Source organism: Agrobacterium vitis, from assembly GCF_014926405.1.
GTDB classification, from domain to species: domain Bacteria; phylum Pseudomonadota; class Alphaproteobacteria; order Rhizobiales; family Rhizobiaceae; genus Allorhizobium; species Allorhizobium vitis_H.
Genome location: NZ_JACXXJ020000005.1, coordinates 554,163 through 577,045 on the forward strand (window position 1 = coordinate 554,163; position 22,883 = coordinate 577,045).

21 protein-coding genes are annotated in these 22,883 nt (G+C 56.4%); 13 read left to right on the plus strand and 8 right to left on the minus strand.

What is annotated here, in order from left to right; genetic code table 11:
- Positions 1–275: 275 nt before the first annotated feature.
- Positions 276–983, plus strand: a complete 708-nt coding sequence (locus IEI95_RS13605; protein WP_087728883.1) for a DUF1045 domain-containing protein — start codon at positions 276–278, stop codon at positions 981–983.
- An 81-nt stretch (positions 984–1,064) separates the two neighbouring features.
- Positions 1,065–1,985 carry an allantoinase PuuE gene (puuE, locus tag IEI95_RS13610; RefSeq protein WP_156535681.1) on the plus strand — a complete coding sequence of 307 codons (921 nt, stop codon included), beginning with the start codon at positions 1,065–1,067 and terminating at the stop codon, positions 1,983–1,985.
- A gap of 105 nt (positions 1,986–2,090) precedes the next feature.
- Here puuE and IEI95_RS13615 read toward each other — a convergent pair whose 3' ends face one another.
- Positions 2,091–3,971 carry a diguanylate cyclase gene (locus IEI95_RS13615; RefSeq protein ID WP_156535680.1) on the minus strand — a complete coding sequence of 627 codons (1,881 nt, stop codon included), beginning with the start codon at positions 3,969–3,971 and terminating at the stop codon, positions 2,091–2,093.
- A gap of 590 nt (positions 3,972–4,561) precedes the next feature.
- Between IEI95_RS13615 and IEI95_RS13620 the strand changes: the two genes are divergently transcribed.
- A complete protein-coding gene (locus IEI95_RS13620; RefSeq protein ID WP_015916821.1) occupies positions 4,562–4,729 on the plus strand; it encodes a CsbD family protein in 168 nt (55 codons plus the stop codon).
- A 183-nt stretch (positions 4,730–4,912) separates the two neighbouring features.
- Positions 4,913–5,437 (plus strand): DUF992 domain-containing protein, encoded by a 525-nt coding sequence (locus tag IEI95_RS13625; protein ID WP_015916820.1) that lies wholly within the window; start codon positions 4,913–4,915, stop codon positions 5,435–5,437.
- 133 nt (positions 5,438–5,570) lie between these two features.
- Here the strand turns inward: IEI95_RS13625 and IEI95_RS13630 are convergent, their stop codons facing one another.
- Positions 5,571–6,617, minus strand: coding sequence for an NAD(P)-dependent alcohol dehydrogenase (locus IEI95_RS13630; RefSeq protein WP_156535679.1), 1,047 nt, complete (start codon positions 6,615–6,617; stop codon positions 5,571–5,573).
- Between the two features lie 213 nt (positions 6,618–6,830).
- Here IEI95_RS13630 and uraD point away from each other — a divergent pair, with 213 nt between their 5' ends.
- Complete coding sequence (gene uraD / locus IEI95_RS13635; RefSeq protein WP_156535678.1) at positions 6,831–7,340, plus strand: 2-oxo-4-hydroxy-4-carboxy-5-ureidoimidazoline decarboxylase; 510 nt, start codon at positions 6,831–6,833, stop codon at positions 7,338–7,340.
- A gap of 221 nt (positions 7,341–7,561) precedes the next feature.
- Here uraD and IEI95_RS13640 read toward each other — a convergent pair whose 3' ends face one another.
- Positions 7,562–7,741, minus strand: coding sequence for a DUF2735 domain-containing protein (locus IEI95_RS13640; protein WP_041698155.1), 180 nt, complete (start codon positions 7,739–7,741; stop codon positions 7,562–7,564).
- 398 nt (positions 7,742–8,139) lie between these two features.
- Here IEI95_RS13640 and IEI95_RS13645 point away from each other — a divergent pair, with 398 nt between their 5' ends.
- The 7 genes from IEI95_RS13645 (at position 8,140) to IEI95_RS13675 (ending at position 18,378) form a co-directional block, all read left to right on the plus strand.
- Positions 8,140–9,174 carry a glutamine synthetase beta-grasp domain-containing protein gene (locus tag IEI95_RS13645; protein ID WP_015916816.1) on the plus strand — a complete coding sequence of 345 codons (1,035 nt, stop codon included), beginning with the start codon at positions 8,140–8,142 and terminating at the stop codon, positions 9,172–9,174.
- A gap of 1,192 nt (positions 9,175–10,366) precedes the next feature.
- Positions 10,367–14,371, plus strand: a complete 4,005-nt coding sequence (locus tag IEI95_RS13650; RefSeq protein WP_194416569.1) for a non-ribosomal peptide synthetase — start codon at positions 10,367–10,369, stop codon at positions 14,369–14,371.
- A 189-nt stretch (positions 14,372–14,560) separates the two neighbouring features.
- Entirely contained in the window at positions 14,561–15,070 is a 510-nt protein-coding gene (locus IEI95_RS13655) for an ureidoglycolate lyase (RefSeq protein ID WP_194416570.1), read from the plus strand.
- Positions 15,067–15,423, plus strand: a complete 357-nt coding sequence (gene uraH, locus IEI95_RS13660) for a hydroxyisourate hydrolase (RefSeq protein WP_070166501.1) — start codon at positions 15,067–15,069, stop codon at positions 15,421–15,423. The genes IEI95_RS13655 and uraH overlap by 4 nt, the downstream gene beginning before the upstream one ends.
- Before the next feature lie 3 nt (positions 15,424–15,426).
- Positions 15,427–16,173, plus strand: a complete 747-nt coding sequence (locus IEI95_RS13665) for a metallophosphoesterase family protein (RefSeq protein ID WP_156535675.1) — start codon at positions 15,427–15,429, stop codon at positions 16,171–16,173.
- Positions 16,174–16,272: 99 nt separating this feature from the next.
- Complete coding sequence (locus tag IEI95_RS13670; protein ID WP_060717790.1) at positions 16,273–16,938, plus strand: response regulator; 666 nt, start codon at positions 16,273–16,275, stop codon at positions 16,936–16,938.
- A gap of 33 nt (positions 16,939–16,971) precedes the next feature.
- The gene (locus IEI95_RS13675; RefSeq protein ID WP_234934224.1) at positions 16,972–18,378 is read left to right on the plus strand and encodes a sensor histidine kinase; all 1,407 of its coding nucleotides are present in this window, start codon (positions 16,972–16,974) and stop codon (positions 18,376–18,378) included.
- A gap of 18 nt (positions 18,379–18,396) precedes the next feature.
- Here the strand turns inward: IEI95_RS13675 and IEI95_RS13680 are convergent, their stop codons facing one another.
- The 3 genes from IEI95_RS13680 to IEI95_RS13690 all read right to left on the minus strand — a co-directional run bounded on the left by IEI95_RS13680 (position 18,397) and on the right by IEI95_RS13690 (position 19,522).
- Entirely contained in the window at positions 18,397–18,720 is a 324-nt protein-coding gene (locus IEI95_RS13680) for a type II toxin-antitoxin system PemK/MazF family toxin (RefSeq protein ID WP_194416572.1), read from the minus strand.
- The gene (locus IEI95_RS13685; RefSeq protein WP_156537009.1) at positions 18,717–18,941 is read right to left on the minus strand and encodes an antitoxin MazE family protein; all 225 of its coding nucleotides are present in this window, start codon (positions 18,939–18,941) and stop codon (positions 18,717–18,719) included. The genes IEI95_RS13680 and IEI95_RS13685 overlap by 4 nt, the downstream gene beginning before the upstream one ends.
- A gap of 113 nt (positions 18,942–19,054) precedes the next feature.
- Positions 19,055–19,522 carry an Lrp/AsnC family transcriptional regulator gene (locus tag IEI95_RS13690; RefSeq protein ID WP_156537008.1) on the minus strand — a complete coding sequence of 156 codons (468 nt, stop codon included), beginning with the start codon at positions 19,520–19,522 and terminating at the stop codon, positions 19,055–19,057.
- A gap of 126 nt (positions 19,523–19,648) precedes the next feature.
- On the opposite strand from IEI95_RS13690, the gene IEI95_RS13695 reads away from it, so the two are divergent.
- Complete coding sequence (locus tag IEI95_RS13695) at positions 19,649–20,878, plus strand: argininosuccinate synthase (protein ID WP_156537007.1); 1,230 nt, start codon at positions 19,649–19,651, stop codon at positions 20,876–20,878.
- A gap of 254 nt (positions 20,879–21,132) precedes the next feature.
- Here the strand turns inward: IEI95_RS13695 and IEI95_RS13700 are convergent, their stop codons facing one another.
- Together IEI95_RS13700 and IEI95_RS13705 are read right to left on the minus strand one after the other, a co-directional pair.
- Positions 21,133–22,020, minus strand: a complete 888-nt coding sequence (locus tag IEI95_RS13700) for an ABC transporter permease (protein WP_194416573.1) — start codon at positions 22,018–22,020, stop codon at positions 21,133–21,135.
- 13 nt (positions 22,021–22,033) lie between these two features.
- Positions 22,034–22,852 carry an ABC transporter ATP-binding protein gene (locus IEI95_RS13705; protein ID WP_015916803.1) on the minus strand — a complete coding sequence of 273 codons (819 nt, stop codon included), beginning with the start codon at positions 22,850–22,852 and terminating at the stop codon, positions 22,034–22,036.
- Between the last annotated feature and the right edge of the window lie 31 nt (positions 22,853–22,883).

Here is a 22,883-nt window from a genome sequence, read left to right on the forward strand (position 1 = left end):
CATAGTGTCATGCAAATCCCCTATCTGACTGCGCATGCGGGCTGTCGGTCATGGTCGATTCGATTGTTTTGCATGACAGCGCCATGCGTTTGGCAGAATGCAGGCCAGGCGTTGTACCGATTTGAATGCGTTGCATAAATCTACAAATCCATCGGGTTTAAGGATGCGTGTGACAGGATCAGTTTGGTCGAGCATGCCGTAATGCAGTCATTATAAGATTTGCAGCGTTCCTGGCGCGTCTTTGCAGACGCTCGTCGCTGCCGGAGGTCACCCGCATGCGATATTCAATTTGCTATACACCCTCTGCGCGTGACCCGCTGTCGCTTGCAGCCGCCAGCTGGCTGGGACGCAATGTCTATTCCGATGAGCCGGTCGAACATCCGGGGCTGGCAGGGCTTGGCCTGCACGAGATTGCCTTTCATACGGCCTTGCCGCGTCGAAATGGGTTCCATGGCTGCCTGAAAGCGCCATTTGCCCTACATCCTGAGGTCAGTGAAGCCCAGTTGTTGCGTGAGTTGATGCATTTTGCTGGCATTGTTGAGCCTTTCACGCTGCCGGGGCTGGAAGTGGCGAAGCTCGGTGATTTTTGCGGTCTGACTTTGACACATCCGTCCAACCAGTTAGACCGGGTGGCGGCGCTGGTGGTACAGAATTTCGACCGGTTCCGCGCGCCGCTCAGCGATGCCGAAATTGAGCGCATGGCGCCCGAACGTCTCAGCGCGCCGCAATTTGCCAATCTTTACCGCTGGGGCGATCCGCATGTGCTGGACGAATACCGTTTCTACATGCCCTTGACCGGGCCTTTGCCGCTCAGCCACCGCGATCGCCTGCATCAGGCGGCGACTCACTATTTCGCGCCGCTGCTGCAAAACCCTGTCGTGTTTGCCAATCTGGCGCTGTTTATCGAGCGTGAGCCGGGTGCGCCACTGGTGGTGCATTCACTGCATCCGATGGGGCGGGTCTCGGCGCGCAAGATCGCCTGATCTCACGATGCTGTATGCCCTCTCGACAAAAAGGGCAGGGTTGCTTACCGTTTCTTGTCACAAGACGAGAAGGTAGCAGCTATGAAGACTGAAACTTACCCCCGCGATCTCATCGGCTATGGTCGCCGTACCCCCGATCCACGCTGGCCGGGAGAGGCGCGTGTGGCGGTGCAGTTCGTCATCAATTATGAGGAAGGTGGGGAGAGTTGTATTCTCGACGGTGACCCGGCCTCCGAAAATCTGCTGTCGGAAATCGTTGGTGCGGCGGCATGGCCCGGCCAGCGCAACCTGAACATGGAATCCATCTATGAATATGGGTCGCGTGCTGGCTTCTGGCGTCTGCACCGGATGTTTACGGCCCTCAATATACCGGTGACGGTGTATGGCGTCACGCTGGCCATGGCCCGCAACCCGGACGCGGTAGTGGCGATGAAGGAGGCGGGCTGGGAAATCGCCAGCCATGGTTATCGCTGGCTGGAATATAAGGATTTCCCTGAGGAGATTGAACGCCAGCACATTCTGGAAGCGGTGCGCCTGCATACGGAGGTGGCGGGGGAGCGCCCCTATGGCATGTATCAGGGCAAGCCTTCCGACAACACGCTGCGGCTGGTGATGGAGGAGGGCGGTTTTCTCTATTCCTCCGACAATTACTCCGATGACCTGCCTTTCTGGGTGCCGGATCTGAATGGCAAACCGTTTCTGATCATTCCCTATACGCTGGAAACCAATGACATGCGGTTTGCCACGCCGCAGGGCTTCAACTCTGGCGACCAGTTTTTCACCTATCTGAAGGATGCCTTCGATACGCTCTATCAGGAAGGCGCAGAGGGCGCGCCGAAAATGATGTCCGTCGGCCTGCATTGCCGGCTGGTTGGCCGTCCTGGCCGGGCGGCGGCGCTGAAGCGTTTTCTGGATTACGTCCTGTCCCATGACAAGGTCTGGACGCCGACCCGCCTTGATATTGCCAAGCACTGGCACGCCCACCACAAGCCTGAATGGTAGCAGGGACAATAACAGAACAAGTTATGGAGGATGCCCATGCATCCTCGACTTGAATGCCCCACATGCATCAAAGGCCCAAGATATTCAAAATGAGTCGCGACAGCCTCAGGCCGCCGCGGCTGACAAATTCTCATCAAAAGAGACGACTTTATTGCGACCGGAGTTTTTGGCCGTGTAGAGGCATTTATCGGCTTTCACAAACAGAGCTTCATCTGTTTCATCATGCGCAGGTGATTGTTCTGCCACGCCGATGCTGACGGTCACATACCCCCAGGGCAGGTTTTTCTGGTGGATTATCTCCAGGGCGGCGATCCGTTGGCGGATCTCCTCGCCCACTTTGTGTGCCTGGCTCGCGGTTTTTCCCGGCAGCAGGATGACGATTTCCTCTCCACCGTAGCGCGCGGCAAGATCCGTTTCGGGACGGATTGCAGCGGCGATTTCGGTCGAAATTTTCCGCAGGCAATTATCACCCGGCAGATGACCATAGGTATCGTTGAACAGCTTGAATTTATCGACATCAACGACAAGCAGTGACAGTGGAGTGCCCACCATCCGTGCCTCGGCGGAAAGACTTTTCAGCTGCCTGTTGAAGTGACGTTTGTTGGAAAGCTGCGTCAATTCATCCGTGTTGGCAAGCCGATCCAGCTCTTCCTGCAAAAGCCTTTGACTTGTAACGTCCCTGGTTACGGCAACCATGCCGCTGCTGATATCGAAGCTGCGAACCCGGGTTATCACGGTTTCCAGCCAGGCGATCTCACCGGTTTTTTTAATCCTCGGGAACACAAGCCGTTCGATTGATGAACCGGCGGCAATGTTGGCGAGCGCCTCTGACCAGTATTGCCGGGCCTCGGCATCGTATTCGTCCAACACGCTGCGTCCGACAATCGTATCGGCCTCCACGCCGAGAACAGATTTGGCGGCTGCGGAAACATATTCGCGGATACCGTTGTCATCCAGTTTTTCGATCAAGTCGGATGAGGCATTGGCAATCAGGCGAAACTCCGCTTCCCGTGCGGCAATAATCATCTCGTCGCGGCGCTTCAATGCCCATTGCCGTCTCAAGCGGATGCCCAACGCGCATGCGACCATCAATGCGACGATAAAACAGATCCATCGGGGTTTGCTGATGTCTATCCAATACCAAAGAATAGCTTTTTTGGAGACAGCGACAAGTACGGTGATCTGTGTATTGCTGCTTTTATAATAGCCAGAGGTTCTCAATATGCCGTCAAATCGCGATGTATATTGAAAATTTCCAATGTTGCTTGTCGAAATAGCGTTTCGGTACAAAGCTGAATCGGCAATGCTGGTGCCCATGGCCGTCGCATCCAGGGGCGCACGGACCAGAACCCGCCCGGCGCCATCCATCATCGCGAAGGCACCGTTGTCCAGCATGTTGAAACTCCGGAAAAACCGGATGAAGCTTTCGACATCAATGGTCGCCACCATGATGCCGGCAAATTGCCCCCGATCATCGTTCATCCGCTGGGACAGGGTAATGAACCAGTCTTTGACCGACGGACTTTGATAGGGTCCATCGACAAATGGTTGCAACTCCGTGGATGTTTGATGGATCTTGAAATAGCTGCGGCTGGAAAGATCGAGACCCGATGAAAACGGATCGGAGGTCGACTCAATCAGCCGACCATCCGGGCCGATATAGGCCAAACTGCGCAAATAGGGTGACGTCTTGATAAGCTCACGCATCCTGCGAACCAGGTCCAGGCTCTGCAAAACGCTTTTGCTGTTGTTTTCCTGCACTTCGAAGACCAGCCCAGCCAGAGGTTGCTTGGCCACTTCGATCACATCGTCCGTATGCTGGGCAATCGCTCTTGCCGTTTGCGCGAGATAAGAATTCATCCGCGACACCTGGGCCGTCCAGTTTGCAACCTCGGACCAGATCGTCAATGCCAGAAATATTGCAAGTCCACCCGCGATAACCAGATGTTGGGCGGGATTTTTCGATGCGATATGCATGACATTCATGGTCTGGTTTTCTCTTGCAGTAGATCAATATTATATTAAGAGAGCAATTATTAAAAAAATATTTCGTATTCTTTCAAACGTATAAAATGATAAAAATTAGAAATTTACACTTGGAAAAGCATTTGAAAGCAAAAAATGTTAAAACAAGTGCAAGCAATTCCTGCCGGGAGAACCGTCCTGCGCTTATGGCCTCATACATTTTGTAAGCCCCAGAAGACGCTTTTAATCTATTGAAAATAATAGATAATTTTCTCCTTAAACCGCAATTGGGTCCGGAAATTACCCGGTATTCTGCATCTGGCCGCGATCATAGCTTTCAAGTTTTGGATTTGATCCGCAATCCTTCCTTCTTCATTCAAGATATAATCTGTAAGAGATCGCCGCTTTCCCTGTGGTTATGTTCGAACTCAACTTGTACATCGAATAGATGTGTCTGCATCCAACGGTAGGATCTGTACTATTTTACCCGCCTATAGCGAGCCAAACAATTTCAATTTCTTTTAATGACTGGTGAACAATTTTTCCGGCCGCACGTTTCACTGCCGGAACACCAACAACGGTCTTCCTTAATCAAGAGAAGGACGAAAACTATGGACAAGAATCGCATCGAAGGTGCCGCCAAGGAAGCCAAGGGCAGCGTCAAGGAAGCCGTCGGCAAGGTAACGGGCAGCAAGAAGCTCGAAGCCGAAGGCAAGATGGACAAGGCCGCTGGCAAGATTCAGTCCACCGTTGGCAAGGCCAAGGATGCCTTCAAGTAAACGAATTATCATGCTCGAAGTCTCACGGGTTTGAAGATGTGCAGCATCATCGCCCGCTGGCGTTGTACGATAATAACGGTAGCCACGCCGCGTGGCTGCCGGTGAAACACATTCGGTCAAGGTGGATTACCACCTTGCGAAAGGGGACCGGAAACGGTCCGCAACAGCGGAAAGGAACGTTCGATGAGAACAGTTTTTGCTCTGGTCGCGGTGGCGGCGATGGGGGCGGCTTCGGTCGCCAATGCAGCAAATACCCATCACAATAGCACGCGTCACCCTGCCTCCCAGATGACGGCGACCCAGCCGAAGGAGCGTTTGGGCACCTTGTCCTGCGAGGTTGCAGGCGGCATCGGCATGTTGATCGGCTCGAGCCGAACAGTGACCTGCGATTTCCAGCAGCGTTCTGGCAAAGTCGAGCGCTACAGCGGCTCTATCGGCAAGCTGGGCCTGGATGTTGGTATTACCGGCAAGAGCTACATCCGCTGGATCGTCTATAACATCAATCCAACCACCACACGCCAGGGCGCGCTGGCGGGCACCTATGTCGGCGCATCGGCGAGAGCCTCGGTGGGCATCGGCCTTGGCGCCAACGCCTTGGTTGGCGGCAGCAACAAGAATTTTGGCTTGCAGCCGCTCAGCGCGGAGGCCGGAACGGGTCTGAACGTCGCAGCCGGGATTTCACGCCTGCAACTGAAGCCTGCGCGTTGATCTGATATTCATTTTATGTGAGGTTTTGTGCATCCCCCGGTCTTGGCCGGGGGATGTTTTTGTTCGCTGTTAGAGTCTGTCAGGGAAAAGTGGCCAGTTAGGTTCCCGAAAAGACAAACTGCGACAAGGGCGCCTAGGCGGCCAGCGTTGCCATATCGATGACGAAACGATACCGCACGTCGCTTTTCAACACCCGTTCATAGGCCGTGTTGATATCCTTGATATCGATCAGCTCGATATCGGAGGTGATGCCGTGCTTGCCGCAGAAATCCAGCATGTCCTGGGTTTCCTTGATCGACCCGATCATCGAGCCGGCCAGATTGCGGCGGGCGGGGATGAGCGAGAAGGCGTGCACCGGAACTGGCTTTTCCGGTACGCCAAGCAGAACCATGGTGCCATCGACCTTCAGCAGGTTGAGATAGGCATTCCAATCGATATCGGCGCTGACGGTGCAGATGATCAGGTCGAAGGATCCGGCCAGCGTCTCGAAAGTCTTGGCGTCGCTGGTCGCATAGTAATGGCTGGCGCCGAGACGCAGGCCATCCTCTTTCTTCGACAGGGTCTGGCTGAGCACGGTGATCTCCGCGCCCATGGCCGCACCGATCTTGACGCCCATATGGCCGAGACCGCCCATGCCGACGATGGCCACCTTCTTACCCGGACCGGCCTTCCAATGGGCCAGCGGCGAATAGAGCGTGATACCGGCGCAAAGCAATGGGGCAGCCTTGTCGAGTGGCAGATTGTCCGGGATCGACAGGACATAGCCTTCCTTGACGACGATCGTGTCGGAATAGCCGCCCTGGGTGGCGGTCTTGCCGTCGCGGTCTACGCCGTTATAGGTCTGGACAAGGCCGGGCAGATATTGCTCGATATCCACATCGCGTTCCTGGCAATGGACACAGGAATCGACGAAACAGCCAACGCCGACATGATCGCCGACCTTGAATTTCGATACGCTTGCACCAACGGCGGTGACGACACCGGCAATTTCGTGACCGGGCACCATGGGGAATGCGGAATTGCCCCATTCATTGCGGGCCTGGTGGATGTCGGAATGGCAGACACCACAATATTTGATAGAAATCACCACGTCGTCATCATTGGGTTCGCGACGCTCAAAAGTGAAGGGTTCCAGCGGCTTGCTGGCGTCGGTTGCGGCATAACCTCTTGCGATTGGCATGCGGCGCTCCTTTTTTGTCATGGGGAGGAATGGGTACTGTAATTGGGAAGGGCACGGAAAAGCCGTTGGGAACGGCAGCCCGCTCCTTAGATAGGTGTCTGGCGGGTGTGTTCAACATCTACCGTGAATATTCGGCGGGCCTTCCGAAAGTCCGGCTCTTTCCAACCCGTTGCATATTGGCTATCGATTGCAGATCAAAACAGGGGTGAACCGATGCAGCGACAGGATTTCATTGAGCAATTCGGCGGGATATTCGAACATTCACCGTTCATTGCCGAGCGCGCTTTCGATGCCGGTTTTATTGACGAACCTCTGACCGCCCTTGGCGTTCATGATGGAATGAGTGCGATATTTCGCACAGCAACCCAAGCCGAGCGGCTCGATGTGCTGCGGGCGCATCCGGATCTGGCGGGAAAATTGGCTATTACAGGCGAATTGACAGAGGAAAGCCGCAGCGAACAGGCTGGCGCCGGGCTCGATCGCCTGTCCGAGTCTGAACACCAGCGTTTTACAGCGCTCAATAGTGCTTATATGGAAAAATTCGGCTTTCCGTTCATCATTGCCGTGAAGGGCCTGACGAAAGACGACATTCTGACCGCATTTGAGGCCCGGATCGACAATAGCGTCGAAACGGAGTTTTCAACCGCCTGCCTTCAAGTCGAAAAAATCGCCCGCCTTCGGCTCGAAGCAATGCTGCCAGCCGAAAGTGCCGGTCAAGAGTGAGTGCCGGGCAGGAATGAATGGGCCGCGCGTTTAAAGTTTGTCAGGGAAAAGTGGAACCCGGTTTTCCCGAAAAGACAAACGAAAACAAGACAAGCTAGAGTATGTCTGGTTCACTCTGAACCTGACATACTCTGGCGCGCAGCCGAAGCAGGGTCATGCAGCATGATCCTGCTGATTGCGTTGTTGCCAAACGTCACTGCCCAAACGTCACTGCCCAAACGTCACTGTTTGAGCGCGTCTTCCGCCTCGCGGATCGCTGCTTCGTGATACCAGCTGGCGGCTCCGCTTTCGAGGATCACCTGCTTATGGAGATTGCGCTCACGCATTTCACGCAGTCTTTGCGTATTATGTACTGGGAATTCGTAGATTTTTGCCGATTCCCGACCAAGGCCCGTTGTCATCGCTACTGCCCTTCGTTGTTCCTCGAGCTCCTCCGCCCGGATGAATCTCATAGCATTTTTTCAGCTAAAATGCACATAGAAAGTGCAATTTGCCCAAAAATAAATCATTTTTGGCTGCTTTTTCACGCTATCGCTGCTATCCACCGGGCATTGCTGCCTTTTATTTTGCAAATGCGCATTGAGAAGGCGGTGGCATGCAGGCCAATCTGACACAAAACCGTTAAAAACCCGTGGCTTTTAAGGTGTTTTGAATATGGCTCGCGTTTTTTCTGCCTGCCGCAAGGTGGTTTTTGCGGGTTTGGCATGGTTCCTGCTTGTTATTTATCGACTCCCGGACCGCCGGAGAATCACCCCAGGGTGCGCCCGATGCGAGGCGCTGGACTTATGAGAGATCGACAATGACCAAGTACAAGCTCGAGTATATCTGGTTGGACGGCTATACGCCGGTCCCGAACCTGCGCGGCAAGACGCAGATCAAGGAATTCGCTGAATTTCCGACCCTCGAACAGCTCCCCCTCTGGGGCTTCGACGGTAGCTCCACCCAGCAGGCCGAAGGCCATAGCTCGGATTGCGTGCTGAAGCCTGTTGCTGTTTACCCCGACCCGGCCCGTACCAATGGTGCACTGGTGATGTGCGAAGTGATGATGCCCGATGGCGTCACCCCGCATAGCTCCAACAGCCGCGCCACCATTCTGGAAGACGAAGGCACATGGTTCGGCTTTGAGCAGGAATATTTCCTCTATCAGGACGGCCGTCCGCTCGGCTTCCCGGAAAATGGCTATCCTGCGCCGCAGGGTCCTTATTATACCGGCGTCGGCTTCAAGAATGTCGGCGATGTCGCGCGCGAAATCGTCGAAGAGCATCTGGATCTTTGCCTGGCTGCTGGCATCAACCATGAAGGCATCAATGCTGAAGTGGCGAAGGGTCAGTGGGAATTCCAGGTTTTCGGCAAGGGCTCCAAAAAGGCCGCTGACGAAATCTGGCTGGCCCGCTACCTGCTGCTGCGTCTGTGCGAAAAATACGGCGTCGATGTCGAGTTTCATTGCAAGCCGCTTGGCGATACCGACTGGAACGGTTCCGGCATGCATTGCAACTTCTCGACCAAGTTCATGCGCGAAGTGGGCGGCAAGGACTATTTCGAAGCGCTTATGGCGGCTTTCGCCAAGAACTGGAAAGAGCATATCGACGTTTACGGTCCCGACAACCACCTGCGTCTGACCGGCAAGCACGAAACCGCTCCATGGAACAAGTTCTCCTACGGCGTTGCTGACCGTGGTGCATCGATCCGCGTTCCGCACTCCTTCGTCAACAATGGCTATCGTGGCTATCTGGAAGATCGTCGCCCCAACTCGCAGGGCTGCCCTTACCAGATCGCTTCCCAGGTCTTGAAGACGATTGCAGAAGTTCCGGCTGCAAAGTCTGAAGCCGCCTGATCCTCTCTGCTTGCGCCCAGACTTGATCCATCGGATCTGGGCGCAAGCGCTCTTGATATCGTGTACCAGGACACTGTAGGCGCCGATGCGTCCTTGTCTTGAAGATGGTGTGAATATTTCAAACCATTGATGTATTTGATTTTTTCTGAAGGAGAGGATGTGGGAGCATCTTCGGGCCTTCGTATATAGGTGAATATCGGTGTGGTCTTCTGTGACCCTCGATCATTCGGTCAAAGCGCCATTACATGCTGTCATCAGTATTCAACGCTCAAGTGAATACGGTCGGGCGATTTTAAAATGAAGACTGCATCATTCCCCGATCCAGAACAGATTTAAGTCAATCTGTATCCACTTTAGATTATAGTGTTGTCTTGGAATCTCGGATTAACCCTAGAATTTTTAAGGCTTTGGCCTCTGTTGATGCATTAATAATATCAATCCTGTCTATATTGTTCGCGTATCCATTGAATATCATGCTTGGTCTTTATTTTAAAATATCGTAATTTGATATATGCCAATAACGGATGAATTAGTTTTTGTGAAAATTGGCGGAGAAAATTATTTTACTATCTAATATGAGGGGTTTTTATGTATAAAAATTATCTTATGTCAAAAAAATGATATGCTAACGCATTTAATTTCTGCCTATGTTTGTTTATGTATATTTTGTATTATTTATCTCTTTTTGGAGCACTATATCTATTCGTTAGAGTGTCAAAATTGTTTCATCTTCGGTTTGTATACTTAATTGGATAGAAATAGAAATTTAAGCGCGCATTTGTTGAATTTTCTACTTTTGGGCGATTAATTCGGCATTAAGTGCAAAGTCCATCCCCGTTCTGTTTCGTTGATTTTTACGGGTTATTGCAAGTCGGACACTTTACAAACGTGCCGTGTGCTGTTTTCATTGTCTCACGTTTTCAGGCTTGTGTGCCTGATTTGTATATAGTTTGTGAATTTTATAGCAAAATCTGTGTTATTTTTATTCGTGATTGTATCGTTTCGCGACAATTTGGTTTTATTGTTTTGTATTTAAGTATTTCTAATTTGTGTTGAGCAGTTGAATTCATGACATGCTGATGTGCTTTATTTTGAGTGGCAGTTTTTGCGTTTCCTAGCATCGCAATCGTTTGATTGTGCTTGCTTTTTGATTGTTTTCTGGTTTTGGCCGATATTTCAGTGAGGTTTTTCAATGTCTTTTGTAGGCAGACATGAGCAGGTTTTTCCGGTTTCTCTTGCGCAGGCAGGCTTGTGGGTCAAACAAAAGGTAGCTCCCGCCGATCTGAGCTTTGTCCTTGCTGAATCCATCGAAATTCATGGTCCCGTTCATCCAGGACTGTTCTGCCAGGCGTTGCGCCGCTTGTCAGATGATGTTGCTGTCACACGGTCTCGCATCAAGGAAATCGAAGGGCAGCCGCATCAGGTTGTCATGGCGGCCTATTGCGGCGTCTTTGACGTGATCGATTTCAGCGGTGCTGACAATCCTGGCGCAAGCGCCATGGACTGGATGCGCAAGCAGATGTCTAAGCCGCTCGATCTTGCCAATGACAATCTCTGGGGGTCTTCGCTTTTGAAGCTCGGGGCCACAGAATGGGTCTGGTATCATTGGGCACATCATATCATCATGGACGGGTTCTCTGGCGGCTTGCTGGCCCGGCGGCTGGCCGATATTTATTCGGCACTGGCCCAGGGCAACCAGCCGGAGCCCTATGATTGCGGTTCTCCGCAGGAATTGCTGGAGCTTGAGCGCACCTACCGCGATTCGGTGCATTTCCAGCGCGACAAGGCCTATTGGTCGGAGCAGATGAAGGGTCTGCCGGAGCCGGTGACCTTGATGAAGAAGAAAGGCGAGCCATCCGGTGGCCTGCTGCGCCATACGACGGTCATCGATCGCCAGACGGTCAAGGCGCTTGCTGAGATCAGCCGTGGCTTTGGCGCCAGCGTGCCACAGGCCTTGATTGCCCTGGTCGCGGCCTATTACGCCAAGGCGACAGACTGCGAAGAGCTGACCATGGTCACCATGGTGACGGCCCGAATCAGCCAGACGATGCGCCGCATTCCGGGCATGACCGCCAATGCGGTTCCTCTGCGGTTTTCAATCACGCCGGACCTGTCCTGGCGCGAATTGACCGGTCAGGTTTCCCAGCAGATGAGCCGGGCGCTGCGTTATCAGCGCTATCGCTATGAGGATATTCGCCGCGATCTCGGCATGGTCCGCCAGGATGCGCAGATTGCCTGGCTGGGCGTCAATATTGAGCCTTTCGACTACGATCTGCGCTTTGATGGACAGCCAACCACCGTGCACAACCTTTCGAACGGCACGATGACGGATTTCACCATCTTCGCCTATGACCGTGGTGACAATGGCGACCTGCGCATCGATTTTGATGCCAATCCGGCGCTCTATACGCTGGAAGAGCTGGCCGATCACGAGGCGCGGTTCACCCGCATGTTGAGAGAGATCCTCGCGACGCCTGAACAGCCCCTGCGCGATTTCAGCCTGCTGTCGAAGTGGGAGCGGCAGGAAATTCTGACCGACTGGAACGATACGTCCCACAAGCTCCCGGATCAGACGTGGCCCGAATTGTTCCGGGCGCAGGCGGCACGCACGCCGGATGCGGTAGCGCTATCCTTTGGCGGTCGCCAGATGACCTATGGTGAGCTGGATGCCGCCTCCGATCATCTGGCTGGCTATCTGATGGAAAAGGGCGCGGTACCCGGTTCTCTGGTGGCTGTGGCTGTGCCGCGGTCTGAAAACATGGTTGTGGCGCTGCTAGCAGTGCTCAAAAGCGGTGCCGCCTATCTGCCGCTCGATCCGGCTGATCCAGCCTCGCGGGTGGCGATGATCCTGGAGGATGCGCAGCCAGCCTGCGTCATCACCACAGAGGAAGTGGCGGGTAACCTCCCTGATGCCACCGACAATCTGATCTTCCTCGACAAGCCTCTGGAACGGCAGGGACGCGACCTGCCGAAGGGGCCGTCGCTGAGCGACACGGCCTATATCATCTTTACGTCCGGCTCGACCGGTCGGCCCAAGGGTGTGGAAATTCCGCATCGCGGCCTGATGAACTTCCTGTTGTCGATGCAGGATCTGTTGAAACTGGACAGTGAAGACCGTTTGCTGGCCGTGACGACGATCTCCTTCGATATTGCAGCCCTTGAGCTTTATCTGCCGTTGCTGGCAGGCGCGCGCACGGTGATCGCGCTACGCTCGGAAGTGCGCGATCCGGCAGTGCTGCATGGGTTGATCCGCAGTGCGGGTATCACCATCATGCAGGCGACGCCGTCTTTGTGGCGGGCCTTGCTGGCCGATCATCATGACGGCCTGACGGGCTTGCGCAGCCTTGTCGGTGGCGAGGCTCTGCCTGCCGATCTCGCGCATAAAATGGCGCGGCTCGGTCATCCCGTTCTCAATGTCTACGGACCGACGGAAACCACGATTTGGTCCACCAACATGCCGCTTTTGGGCAGCGATCTCGACAGTGCGCCAATTGGCCGGCCAATCTGGAACACCCGCGTCTATGTCCTCGACCGGCATTGCCAGCCAGTACCGCCCGGCTTTATCGGGGAACTGTATATCGGTGGTGCGGGCGTGGCGAAGGGCTACCTGAACCGCCCGGACCTGACGGCGGAAAAATTCATGGCCGATCCGTTTGCAGGCGAAGGCGAGCGGATCTACCGGACCGGCGACCTGGTGCGCTGGCGGCGCGATGGCGTGCTGGATTATCTCGGCCGCAACGACCACCAGATCAAGATCCGCGGCTTCCGGGTGGAGCCGGGCGAAATCGAGGCAGCGCTTGCCGCCCTGCCACAGGTGCGTGAAGCCGTGGTTATTCTGCGCGATGATCCGGGCCGCGAAAAGCGACTGGTTGCTTATGTGGTTCCCAGAGAGGGTGCGGTAGGCGAGGGTGCCTCGCTGGATGCCGCGGATCTTTCGGAGCGGCTGGGCAAGGTTATTCCTGTCCATATGATCCCGGCGGCCTATGTGGTGCTGGACGCTATTCCGTTGAACTCGAATGGCAAGACCGACCGCCACGCGCTGCCGGTGCCGCAATGGACGGTAACGGAAGGCATAGCCCTGCCGGGGACCGATGCTGAAAAGCGGCTTGCCGCCTTGTGGTGTGAGATCCTCGGTCTGGAGCAGATCGGCATTCACGACAGTTTCTTCGTGCTCGGCGGCGATTCGCTGGCCGCAGCCGGAATGATCTCCGCCGTTCGCAGCCGGTTGAAAGGCGAAATTCCGCTTGGTGCCGTGTTCGAAACGCCCACCATTGCCGCCTTGGCCGTGCATCTGGATGAGGCAAGCTCTGGTTCACCGCTGATCGAGCCGGTGCTGGCCATCCGCGCCAAGGGCGAGCGTCCGCCGCTGTTCTGCATCCATCCGGTGCTGGGCCTGGGCTGGAGCTTCTTCTCGCTCGCGCAGCATTTGAGCGAGGATGTCCCGGTTTATGCCCTGCAATCGGACGGGTTGCATGATCTTGCTGCCCTGCCGCGCTCTATCGAGGACATGGCTGCGCTCTACGTGCAGCGAATTCGCAAGATCCAGCCACAGGGGCCATATCATCTGCTGGGCTGGTCGCTGGGCGGGCTGATTGCCCATGAAATGACCCGGCAATTGCAGGCAGAAGGCCAGGCTATCGCGTTCCTGGGCATGATGGATAGCTACCATTTCAAGCCTGCTGCCCAATTGCAGGACGATGCGACGCTGGCGCGGGCAGCTCTTGGGTTCCTCGGCTTTGATGAAAAGGCAGCGGGCGACAAGCCATCACTGGCCGAGCTTGGCGATTTCGTGCTGAAAATGTTTGATACGGACAACCATGTTCTGCTGGAACAGGTTCACCAGTTCGATCCGGATTTCGTTGAACGTGCCAAGGCGACCATCTTGCACAATCTGGAAATTGCCCAGCGCTTCACACCGGGCAAGATCGATGCCGATGTGCATTTCTTCCGTGCCGAACCAAGTGCGGGCAGCGATGCGCTGAACACCATCCTCAACTACGATGCGGAAACCTGGTTGCCGCATGTGGGGGGTAGGGTTTACCTGCGCGACATGACCTGCAACCATCACGACATGCTGAATATCGAACCGGCATCCCATATCAGCGCCGTCGTTCAGGCAGAACTGCTGCGGGAATTCCTGGTCCTGCGTCGGCCTCAGATTGAGGCCAAGATTGAGCGTGTGACGCGGTTCGCCTAGTCCGACAGGTTCTAGCATCGACAATTGAATTATCCCGCCCCACGCAATCGTGGGGCGGGATAAAATATCGAAATCGGGTTTGCTGATCTGCTCCAATGGGTTACTGCTATCGAGATGAGCGGCATATGTCCTTGGCTCTAATGCCAATCACGACGATACCGCTGGCCCACCTCGTTTGCGGATCTTGCCATGACCCAGCCATTCCTTCCCCTTGCCATCCGCCCGTTAACCCCTGAAGCCTTCGCTCCCTTCGGTGATGTCATCGAGGCAGATCCCGCCCGGATGCGGCTGATCAATGGCGGTACGACTGAGCGGTTTCATGCTCTGGCCAGCCCCGATGCGGTGGGTGAGGGCGCGCGCGTGGTCCTCAATATCTTTCGCGGTCAGTCGCGTCGCTTTCCCTATGAGATTGGCATGATGGAACGGCATCCGCTTGGCAGCCAAAGCTTTACGCCACTGTCCGGACGCCCGTTCCTGTTGGCGGTTTCGCTGGACGAGGGGGGTCGCCCGGGTGTGCCGCAGGTATTTCTGGCCGCGCCGCATCAGGGTGTGAACTATCACCGCAATGTCTGGCACCATCCATTGATGGCAATCGGTGAGGTTAGCGATTTTCTGGTTGCGGATCGCGACGGGCCGGGAAACAATCTGGAAGAGTTCTTCTTCGACCAGCCCTACCTGATTCTGGAGCCACGCCCATGACCGGCCTGACCACCCATGTTCTCGACACCGCCTTGGGCCGCCCGGCGTCTGGCCTGCGCATCCAGCTGATGCGGATGAACGGCGAGGAGGCGGAGCTGATCAAGACCGTGTTCACCAATGCCGATGGCCGGGTGGATGGCGGGCCGATCCTGGCTGGCGAGGACTTTCGCATCGGCCAATATGAATTGCTGTTTCATGCCGGTGACTATCTGCTTACCCAGGGGGCGGAACTAACCGATCCGCCGTTTCTGGATGTCATTCCCATTCGCTTCGGCATTGCCGATCCGCAGGCCCATTACCATGTGCCGCTGCTGCTTTCGCCCTACGGCTATTCTACCTATCGCGGGAGCTGACCCATGCGTTTTGCCGCCATCGCCGATATTCACGGCAATTGTCTGGCTCTGGAAGCGGTGCTGGCCGATATTGCCGCCCAGGGGATTGGCTATGACCATGTCGTCAATCTCGGAGATTGTTTTTCCGGGCCGCTGGAGGCGGGGCGCACCGGCGACCTGCTGCTGTTGCTGGATCTCGTCACCGTCAGGGGCAATCACGACCGCTATCTGATCGAGCAGGACAGGGCGGCGATGCATTCTTCTGATGCGGTTGCTTACGACCAGCTCTCGCCCCGGCATTTGCAATGGCTGCAACGCCTGCCAGTCACCACGGTTTGGCGCAAGGAGGTGTTTCTCTGCCATGCCACGCCTGATATTGACGATCTCTACTGGCTGGAAAGCGTCAGCCCCGAAGGCCTGGTGCATCTGAAGGCCCGCGCCGAAATTGAGGCACTGGCCGAGGGCGTCGGGCAGGAACTGATCCTCTGTGCCCACTCGCATCTGCCGCGTGCGGTGCGGCTTACCGATGGACGGCTGATCGTCAATCCCGGCAGCGTCGGCTGCCCGGCCTATGATGATGACGTACCGTTTTATCACCGGGTGGAAGCTGGAACGCCGCTCGCCTCCTATGCCATTCTGGAAAAGGGTGAGACAGGCTGGACGGTGACGTTCCGGCAAGTGCCTTACCGTCATCTCGAAATGGCCCGGCTGGCGGCGGACAGGGGCCGGGACGATTGGGCAAGCGGGCTGGAAAGCGGCTGGCTCGCCTGACGATCAATGCCAAAAATAATCTGTTGCAACACTCTTTCCCCGACCTTTCTGAGCCGCGGCGCTGTATGATGGCTCCGGGAAGAGGATGAATGAACCATCATGCGATTGCTGATCGTTGAAGACAATCATGAATTGGCCGATTGGCTGGCCAAGGCCCTGACCCAGGCCCATTACACCGTGGATGCCGCCCATGATGGTGAGGAGGCCGAGGATTTTTTGAACCTCGCCGATTATGCCGCTGTGATCCTCGATCTGTCCCTGCCGAAGATCGATGGAATGACCCTGCTGAAGCGCATTCGTCGCAGTGGCCGTAAGGTGCCGGTGATTATCCTGACCGCCAATGCCTCGCTGGACGGACGGGTGGCGGGGCTGGATTCCGGTGCCGACGACTATCTCGCCAAGCCTTTCGAAATGGCCGAGCTGGAAGCCCGGCTGCGGGCGCTGATCCGGCGCGGCCATGATCTGGCCAGCCCGGAAATTGCCGTGGCCGATCTGGTGCTGAATAGCGCGACACGGCAGTTTTCCCTGAAGGGCGAGGTCTTGTCGCTGACGCCACGCGAACATTCGGTGCTGGAATATTTGATACTGAAGGCGGGCAGCACCGTGACCAAGGCGGCGCTGTCGCAAAGCGTGTTCGGCTTTGATGCCGAGACCGATCCGAGTGCCATTGAGATTTACGTGCATCGGGTCCGCAAAAAGCTGGAAGGCGGGGCGGTGCAGATCGCCACCCTGCGCGGCCTCGGCTATATGCTGCGGGCCGCCTGAGATGGGCGAGGGCATAAGATGGGCGGGCGCGGCATGAATTTTGGTCGTGTCCGGCCCTTGCTGCGGCTGCGCCACAGCCTGCGGGCCCAGCTTCTGGCCTGGGTGATGGTGACGCTGGTCGGCGTGATCGGCTTCAATCTCTATTTCGGGCTGGTGATGGCCCGCAGCACTGCCAATCTGGTGACGGATAATATGCTGCTCGGCTCTGCGCGGATGATTGCCGAGGCGGTGCGGGTCGACCAGGGCGGCAATGTCGAAGTGGATATTCCACCGGCAGCGTTGGAAATCTTCGATACCGGCTTTGGCGACCGGGTCTATTACCGGGTGACGACCGCCTGGGGCAATCTGCTGTCCGGCTATGCCGACCTGCAAACCCCGGCCCATGAACGCCAGGGCGAAGACATGGTGTTTCGCAATCTCAATGTCCGTGCCTTGATGCTGAACCATCCGGTGGTCGGGTTTGATTCTGGTGCAGGGACGGATGGCGGTGGCGTCACGGTGACGGTGGCGGTGACACGTTATAGCCAGCAGGCGATGCGCACCCATCTGTGGTTCTCGAATTTTAACGGGCAGGTTCTGCTGGTTCTGGTCGCTGGGGTGGTGACGGTGCTGGGGCTCCAGCGCGGTCTTGGCCCCGTCTTGCGGCTGCGCGATGCGGTGCGCGCCCGCCGCCGTGACCAGTTGGAACCTTTTGATGAGACAATCGTCCATACCGAGCTTCGTCCGCTGGTGCGGGCGCTGAATGATTACATGAACCGCGTGCAGCGCCAGATGGCGGCGCAAAAGCGCTTCGTTGCCAATGCCGCGCATCAATTGCGCACGCCGCTAACGCTGATTTCGACGCAAGCCAGCTTTGCCGCCCGCGAGACCGATCCGTCGCGCCGGGAAGAAGCACTGCACGCGCTGATCCGCAGCACACGGCAAGTCACCCGGCTGGCCGAACAGTTGCTGACCCTGACCCGCGCCGAGCCCGGCAGCCGCGCACCCCGCGCTGACCGCGTCGATATGGCCGACATCGCCAGACAAGTGCTGGAAGCCCAGGCCGAAGACGCGCTGCGGCGCGGCATTGATCTCGGCCTGGAGGCGGAAGGGGCGGCCCCCGTCACCGGCGATGGCACCATGCTGCGCGAAATGACCGTCAACCTGGTCGATAACGCCCTGCGCTACACGCCGTCCCCCGGCGTGGTGACAGTAACAGTGGAGACGCTTGCCGACACCGTGCAACTCACCGTCGAAGACAGCGGCCCCGGCATCGCGCCCGCAGAACACGAACAGGTCTTCGAACGCTTCTACCGCATCATCGGCACCCAACCCGAAGGCAGCGGCCTCGGCCTCGCCATCGTCCGCGAAGTGGTGGAAGGCGCAGGCGGCAAGGTCACGCTGGGCAGTGCTGATGAGGGCGGGCTGAAGGTGGTGGTGCGGCTGCCGAGGGCGGGGTGAGGTTCAAGGGGGGGCGGTTCAGCCAAAGCCGAAAAACACAGCCAGCGAACGGGTCACGGACAGCATGGCGTCATCATCCAACCGACCGAAGGCGGGGCCAAGCCGCTCCCGCCTGATCGACATGGCTTTGTCCACCATGATCTGTGACGGTTTTTTCAAGCCATTGGCGGGCGACGGTTGCACGGTCACCCGCAGCAGCGGCGCATCGACGAGCGTGGAGGAGATCAGCAACACGGTTGCGGTGCCGGTTTCAGAGAAAAAATCCGATTGAATGATGAGGGCAGGGCGCGGCGTACCAAAATCGTCGGGCACGGCGACTGTCACCAGATCGCCCCGCTTCACTCGGGATACTCGTTATCGAGATCGACCAGAGCATCATCCATGAAAGCCAGAACATCACCATCAGCCCCATCGACAGCCGCGACCGCCATGGATTGACGATGGCATTCCTCGATAAAACCAGGCCGACGCGTATCCGGCACCCAGATTTGCACAGGTCGCAATCCCGCAGCACGCAAGGCATCGCGCCGTTTTTGCACACGGTGATTGACGGGTGTCGGCATGAGGGGTCCTTTCGTTACATGTAACGTAGGGGATTATGAGTGTTTGTCAAGTTTGTGAATTGGAGCGACTTAAACAAACCAGCCGCGATCATTCGCCATGCGTTCGACTATTCTCATCTTAATGGCAATTCGAAGCTCTGTTTCAGTGTCTCCATCGGCACGTCAGTTTTCACGCTGAGGACGCTTGGTATTCGGGTGAGGTGGTCGGCCTGGAAGCGCCAATAGCTGTGTAGATCGGCGGTGACGATGCGCAGAATGGCGTCGCATTCGCCTGTCGTCAGATAGCATTCGATAACTTCCGGAAATTTCCTGATCGCCTCCGCAAATTGCAGAGTGAGCTGCGCGTCCTGTGTCTTGAACCACACCCGCGCAAACACAGTCAGCCCGGCACCAACCTTTGCCGGGTTCAGCACCGCAACATAGCGGTCGATAATACCCGCCTCTTCCAGCAATCGCACGCGCCGCAGGCAGGGAGAAGGAGACAGCCCGACCTGCTGGGCCAGATCGACATTGGAAATACGTCCGTTTTTTTGAAGTGCCCGCAAAATGCGGCGATCTATATCGTCCAAAGTGTGAGACATTTTCTATCTTCCAGTCGTATGATATTGAAATTATATGCCAATATATTGGATTCTGATAGTCTTTTCGCAACCTCATTGCGCGGGGATTGACCTATTCTTTCAGTTATCAATCTGGAGACTGGAACGATGGCAAGGGAAATCAAAAAACTGGTACTGGCTTATTCCGGCGGCCTGGATACGTCCGTGGTCCTGAAATGGCTACAGGTGACCTATGGCTGCGAGATCATCACCTTTACCGCTGATCTTGGGCAGGGCGAAGAGCTTGAACCGGCGCGTCAGAATGCGCAAAGGCTGGGCATTGAAGATATTCGCATTGTGGATCTTCGAGAAGAATTCGTTCGCGATTTCGTCTTCCCGATGATGCGCGCCAATGCGCTCTATGAAGGCCAGTATCTTCTGGGCAGTTCGATTGCCCGGCCTTTGATCGCCAAACATCTCATCAGCATTGCTCAGGACGTCGGGGCTGATGCCATTGCCCATGGCGCGACCGGCAAGGGCAACGATCAGGTCCGGTTCGAACTGGCCGCCAATGCACTTGATCCGTCAATCAGTGTCATCGCTCCTTGGCGCGTTTGGAGTATCCAGTCACGCACGCAATTGATTGAATACGCGCAGACGCATCAGATTACGATCCCTCACGACAAGCTCGGAGAGGCGCCTTTCTCCACCGATGCGAACCTGCTGCACACCTCCACCGAAGGCAAGGCTTTGGAAGATCCGTCCGTGGTTGCTCCCGCTCATGTCTATCAGCGGACGGTTGATCCTATTCATGCTCCCGATGTGCCTGACATCATCACAATCGGCTTTGAAAAGGGTGATGCCATCTCTCTAAACGGCGAGAATTTATCTCCAGCCGCCTTACTGACGAAATTAAACAGTTTGGGTGGGCGGCATGGAATTGGCAGGCTCGATCTTGTTGAAAATCGCTTCATCGGCATGAAATCCCGTGGGATCTACGAGACGCCAGGTGGCACGATCTTGCTTGCTGCGCATCGCGGCATCGAGTCCATCACGCTTGACCGGGCAGCGGCACATTTGAAGGATGAGATCATGCCCCGGTATGCCGAACTGGTTTACAATGGCTTCTGGTTTGCGCCGGAACGGGAGATGTTGCAGGCCTTGATCGACCGAAGCCAGGATTATGTTGCCGGGGAGGTGACAGTGAGCCTCTACAAAGGTCAGGCGCGCGTCATCGCCCGCACGTCACCCTATTCCCTCTATTCAATGGATCTGGTGACCTTTGAAGAGGGATCGGGCAGCTACGATCACCATGATGCCGAAGGCTTTATCCGGTTGAACGGACTACGCTTGAAAAGTTGGGGTGCGCGCAACAGAAGCGTTATGCGGTCGAAATGAGGTTTGCGCCAATCGCAGGTGTATCCTGTGGTGAAAGATCGCGTCCTCTTCCGTCACCCTTGGGCTTGTCCCAAGGGTCTGCTGCCGCCAGCCCATGGTTGACTCTACAGGATACCCCACTGTGGTTAGATGCCCGGCACAGGGCCGAGCATGACGAAGACGCGCAATGACGCGTTATCAAAATATCAAAAACCGCCCGCAACATCAGTTGCGAGCGGCTTTCCAGGAGGAGTATTTGCTTTCGTAAACTCACCTCAATGCGTGTCGAGGCTCTGCTGCGGGCGCCATTTGGCCAGGCGGTTTTCGATCAGCGTCATCACATATTCGGCGGCGAGTGTGATGATCATGACGAGGACGATGGCGGCGAACATGCCGGCGGCGTCGAAGGTGCCTTTGGCAATCGAGATCAGCTGGCCGATGCCGTAGCGGGCGCCGACGAATTCGCCGACGATGGCACCGATGATAGCAAAGCCGAAGGAGACGTGCAGGCTGGCGAAGATCCAGCTCATCGCCGAGGGCACGATCACCGCCTTGGTTACCTGCCAGTCATTGGCGCCGAGAATGCGGGCATTGGCGATCATGTCCTGGTCGGCTTCGCGCACGCCCTGGAAGGCATTGGCGAACACCACGAAGAACACCATGATGAAGGCCAGCGCCACTTTGGAGGCAAGGCCGAGGCCCATGATCATGATGAAGATTGGCGCCAGAACCACGCGGGGAATGGAGTTGATCGCCTTGATATAGACGGAGAAAATGTCGGACAGCAGCTTGTTGCGGCCAAGGCCGATACCAACCACCACACCGGCGATCGAGCCGGAGAAGAAGCCGATCAGCGCCTCTTCCATGGTAATGCCGAGATTGTACCAGAGCGACCCTTCCGTGGTGCCATTGACGGCCCAGTCATAGATCCGCTCCACCACCGCATAGGGGCTGGCATAGAAGAACGGGTCAATCCAGGTCTGGTCTGATGCCACTTGCCACAGCGTCAACACGCCAACCAGAATGGCGAGCTGCCAGAACAGCACGATCTGCTTGCGGCGTTTGACGGATTTTAGTGCCGCGGCCTCGATTTCCTTGTCCGATGTGCCAGCGCGAAAGGTGGCCGTAGGGGTGGCCGGGCTTTGCATAGTAATATCTGCCATAATTCTATCCTCCTCAGGCGGCTTCGCTGGCGCGGCGGTAGCTGGTTTCGACTTCCTGGCGCATGTCTTCCCAGATCGTCTTGCAATATTCGACGAATTCCGGCTCGTAGCGGATCTCGGAGACAACGCGCGGGCGCGGCAGCGCGATGGGGTAGACGGATTTGACCGTGGCCGGACCGGCGGTCAGCACATAGACCTTGTCGGCCAGCGCCACGGCTTCTTCCAAATCGTGGGTGACGAAAATCACCGAGGCCTTGCGCTCGGCCCAAAGCTTCAGCAATTCTTCATGCATCACGGTGCGGGTCTGCACGTCCAGCGCCGAGAACGGCTCGTCCATCAGCAGGATTTCCGGCTCGTTGATGAAGGTTTGGGCCAGGGCCACGCGCTTCCTCATGCCGCCCGACAGCTGGTGGGGATAGTGATGCAGAAACTTGCCAAGGCCGACGCGGGCCAGCCAGTCTTTCGCCAGCTTTTCTGCTTCGGTTTTGGATTTGCCGCGAAACAGCGGGCCAGCCATGACATTATCGATGACGTTCTTCCACGGAAACAGCGCATCCTTCTGGAAGGCGAAGCCGACGCGCGGGTCGATGCCGTTGACCGGCCCGCCCATCAGCCGCACTTCGCCAGCGCTGGGCTTGGCAAGGCCGGTGACGAGGTTGAGCGTGGTGGATTTGCCGCAGCCGGTCGGGCCGACGACGGCGACGAATTCGCCGCGCTCCACCGCCATATTGAAATCTTTCAGCGCGGTCAGCGTCTTGCCGGTGGGGGAGACGAAACGGCGCGTCACATTGATGAGTTCGATAGCCGGGGTCCGGCTCTGATCTTTGGCCATGGGACATCCTTCCGGCGAGCGTCAGGCCCGC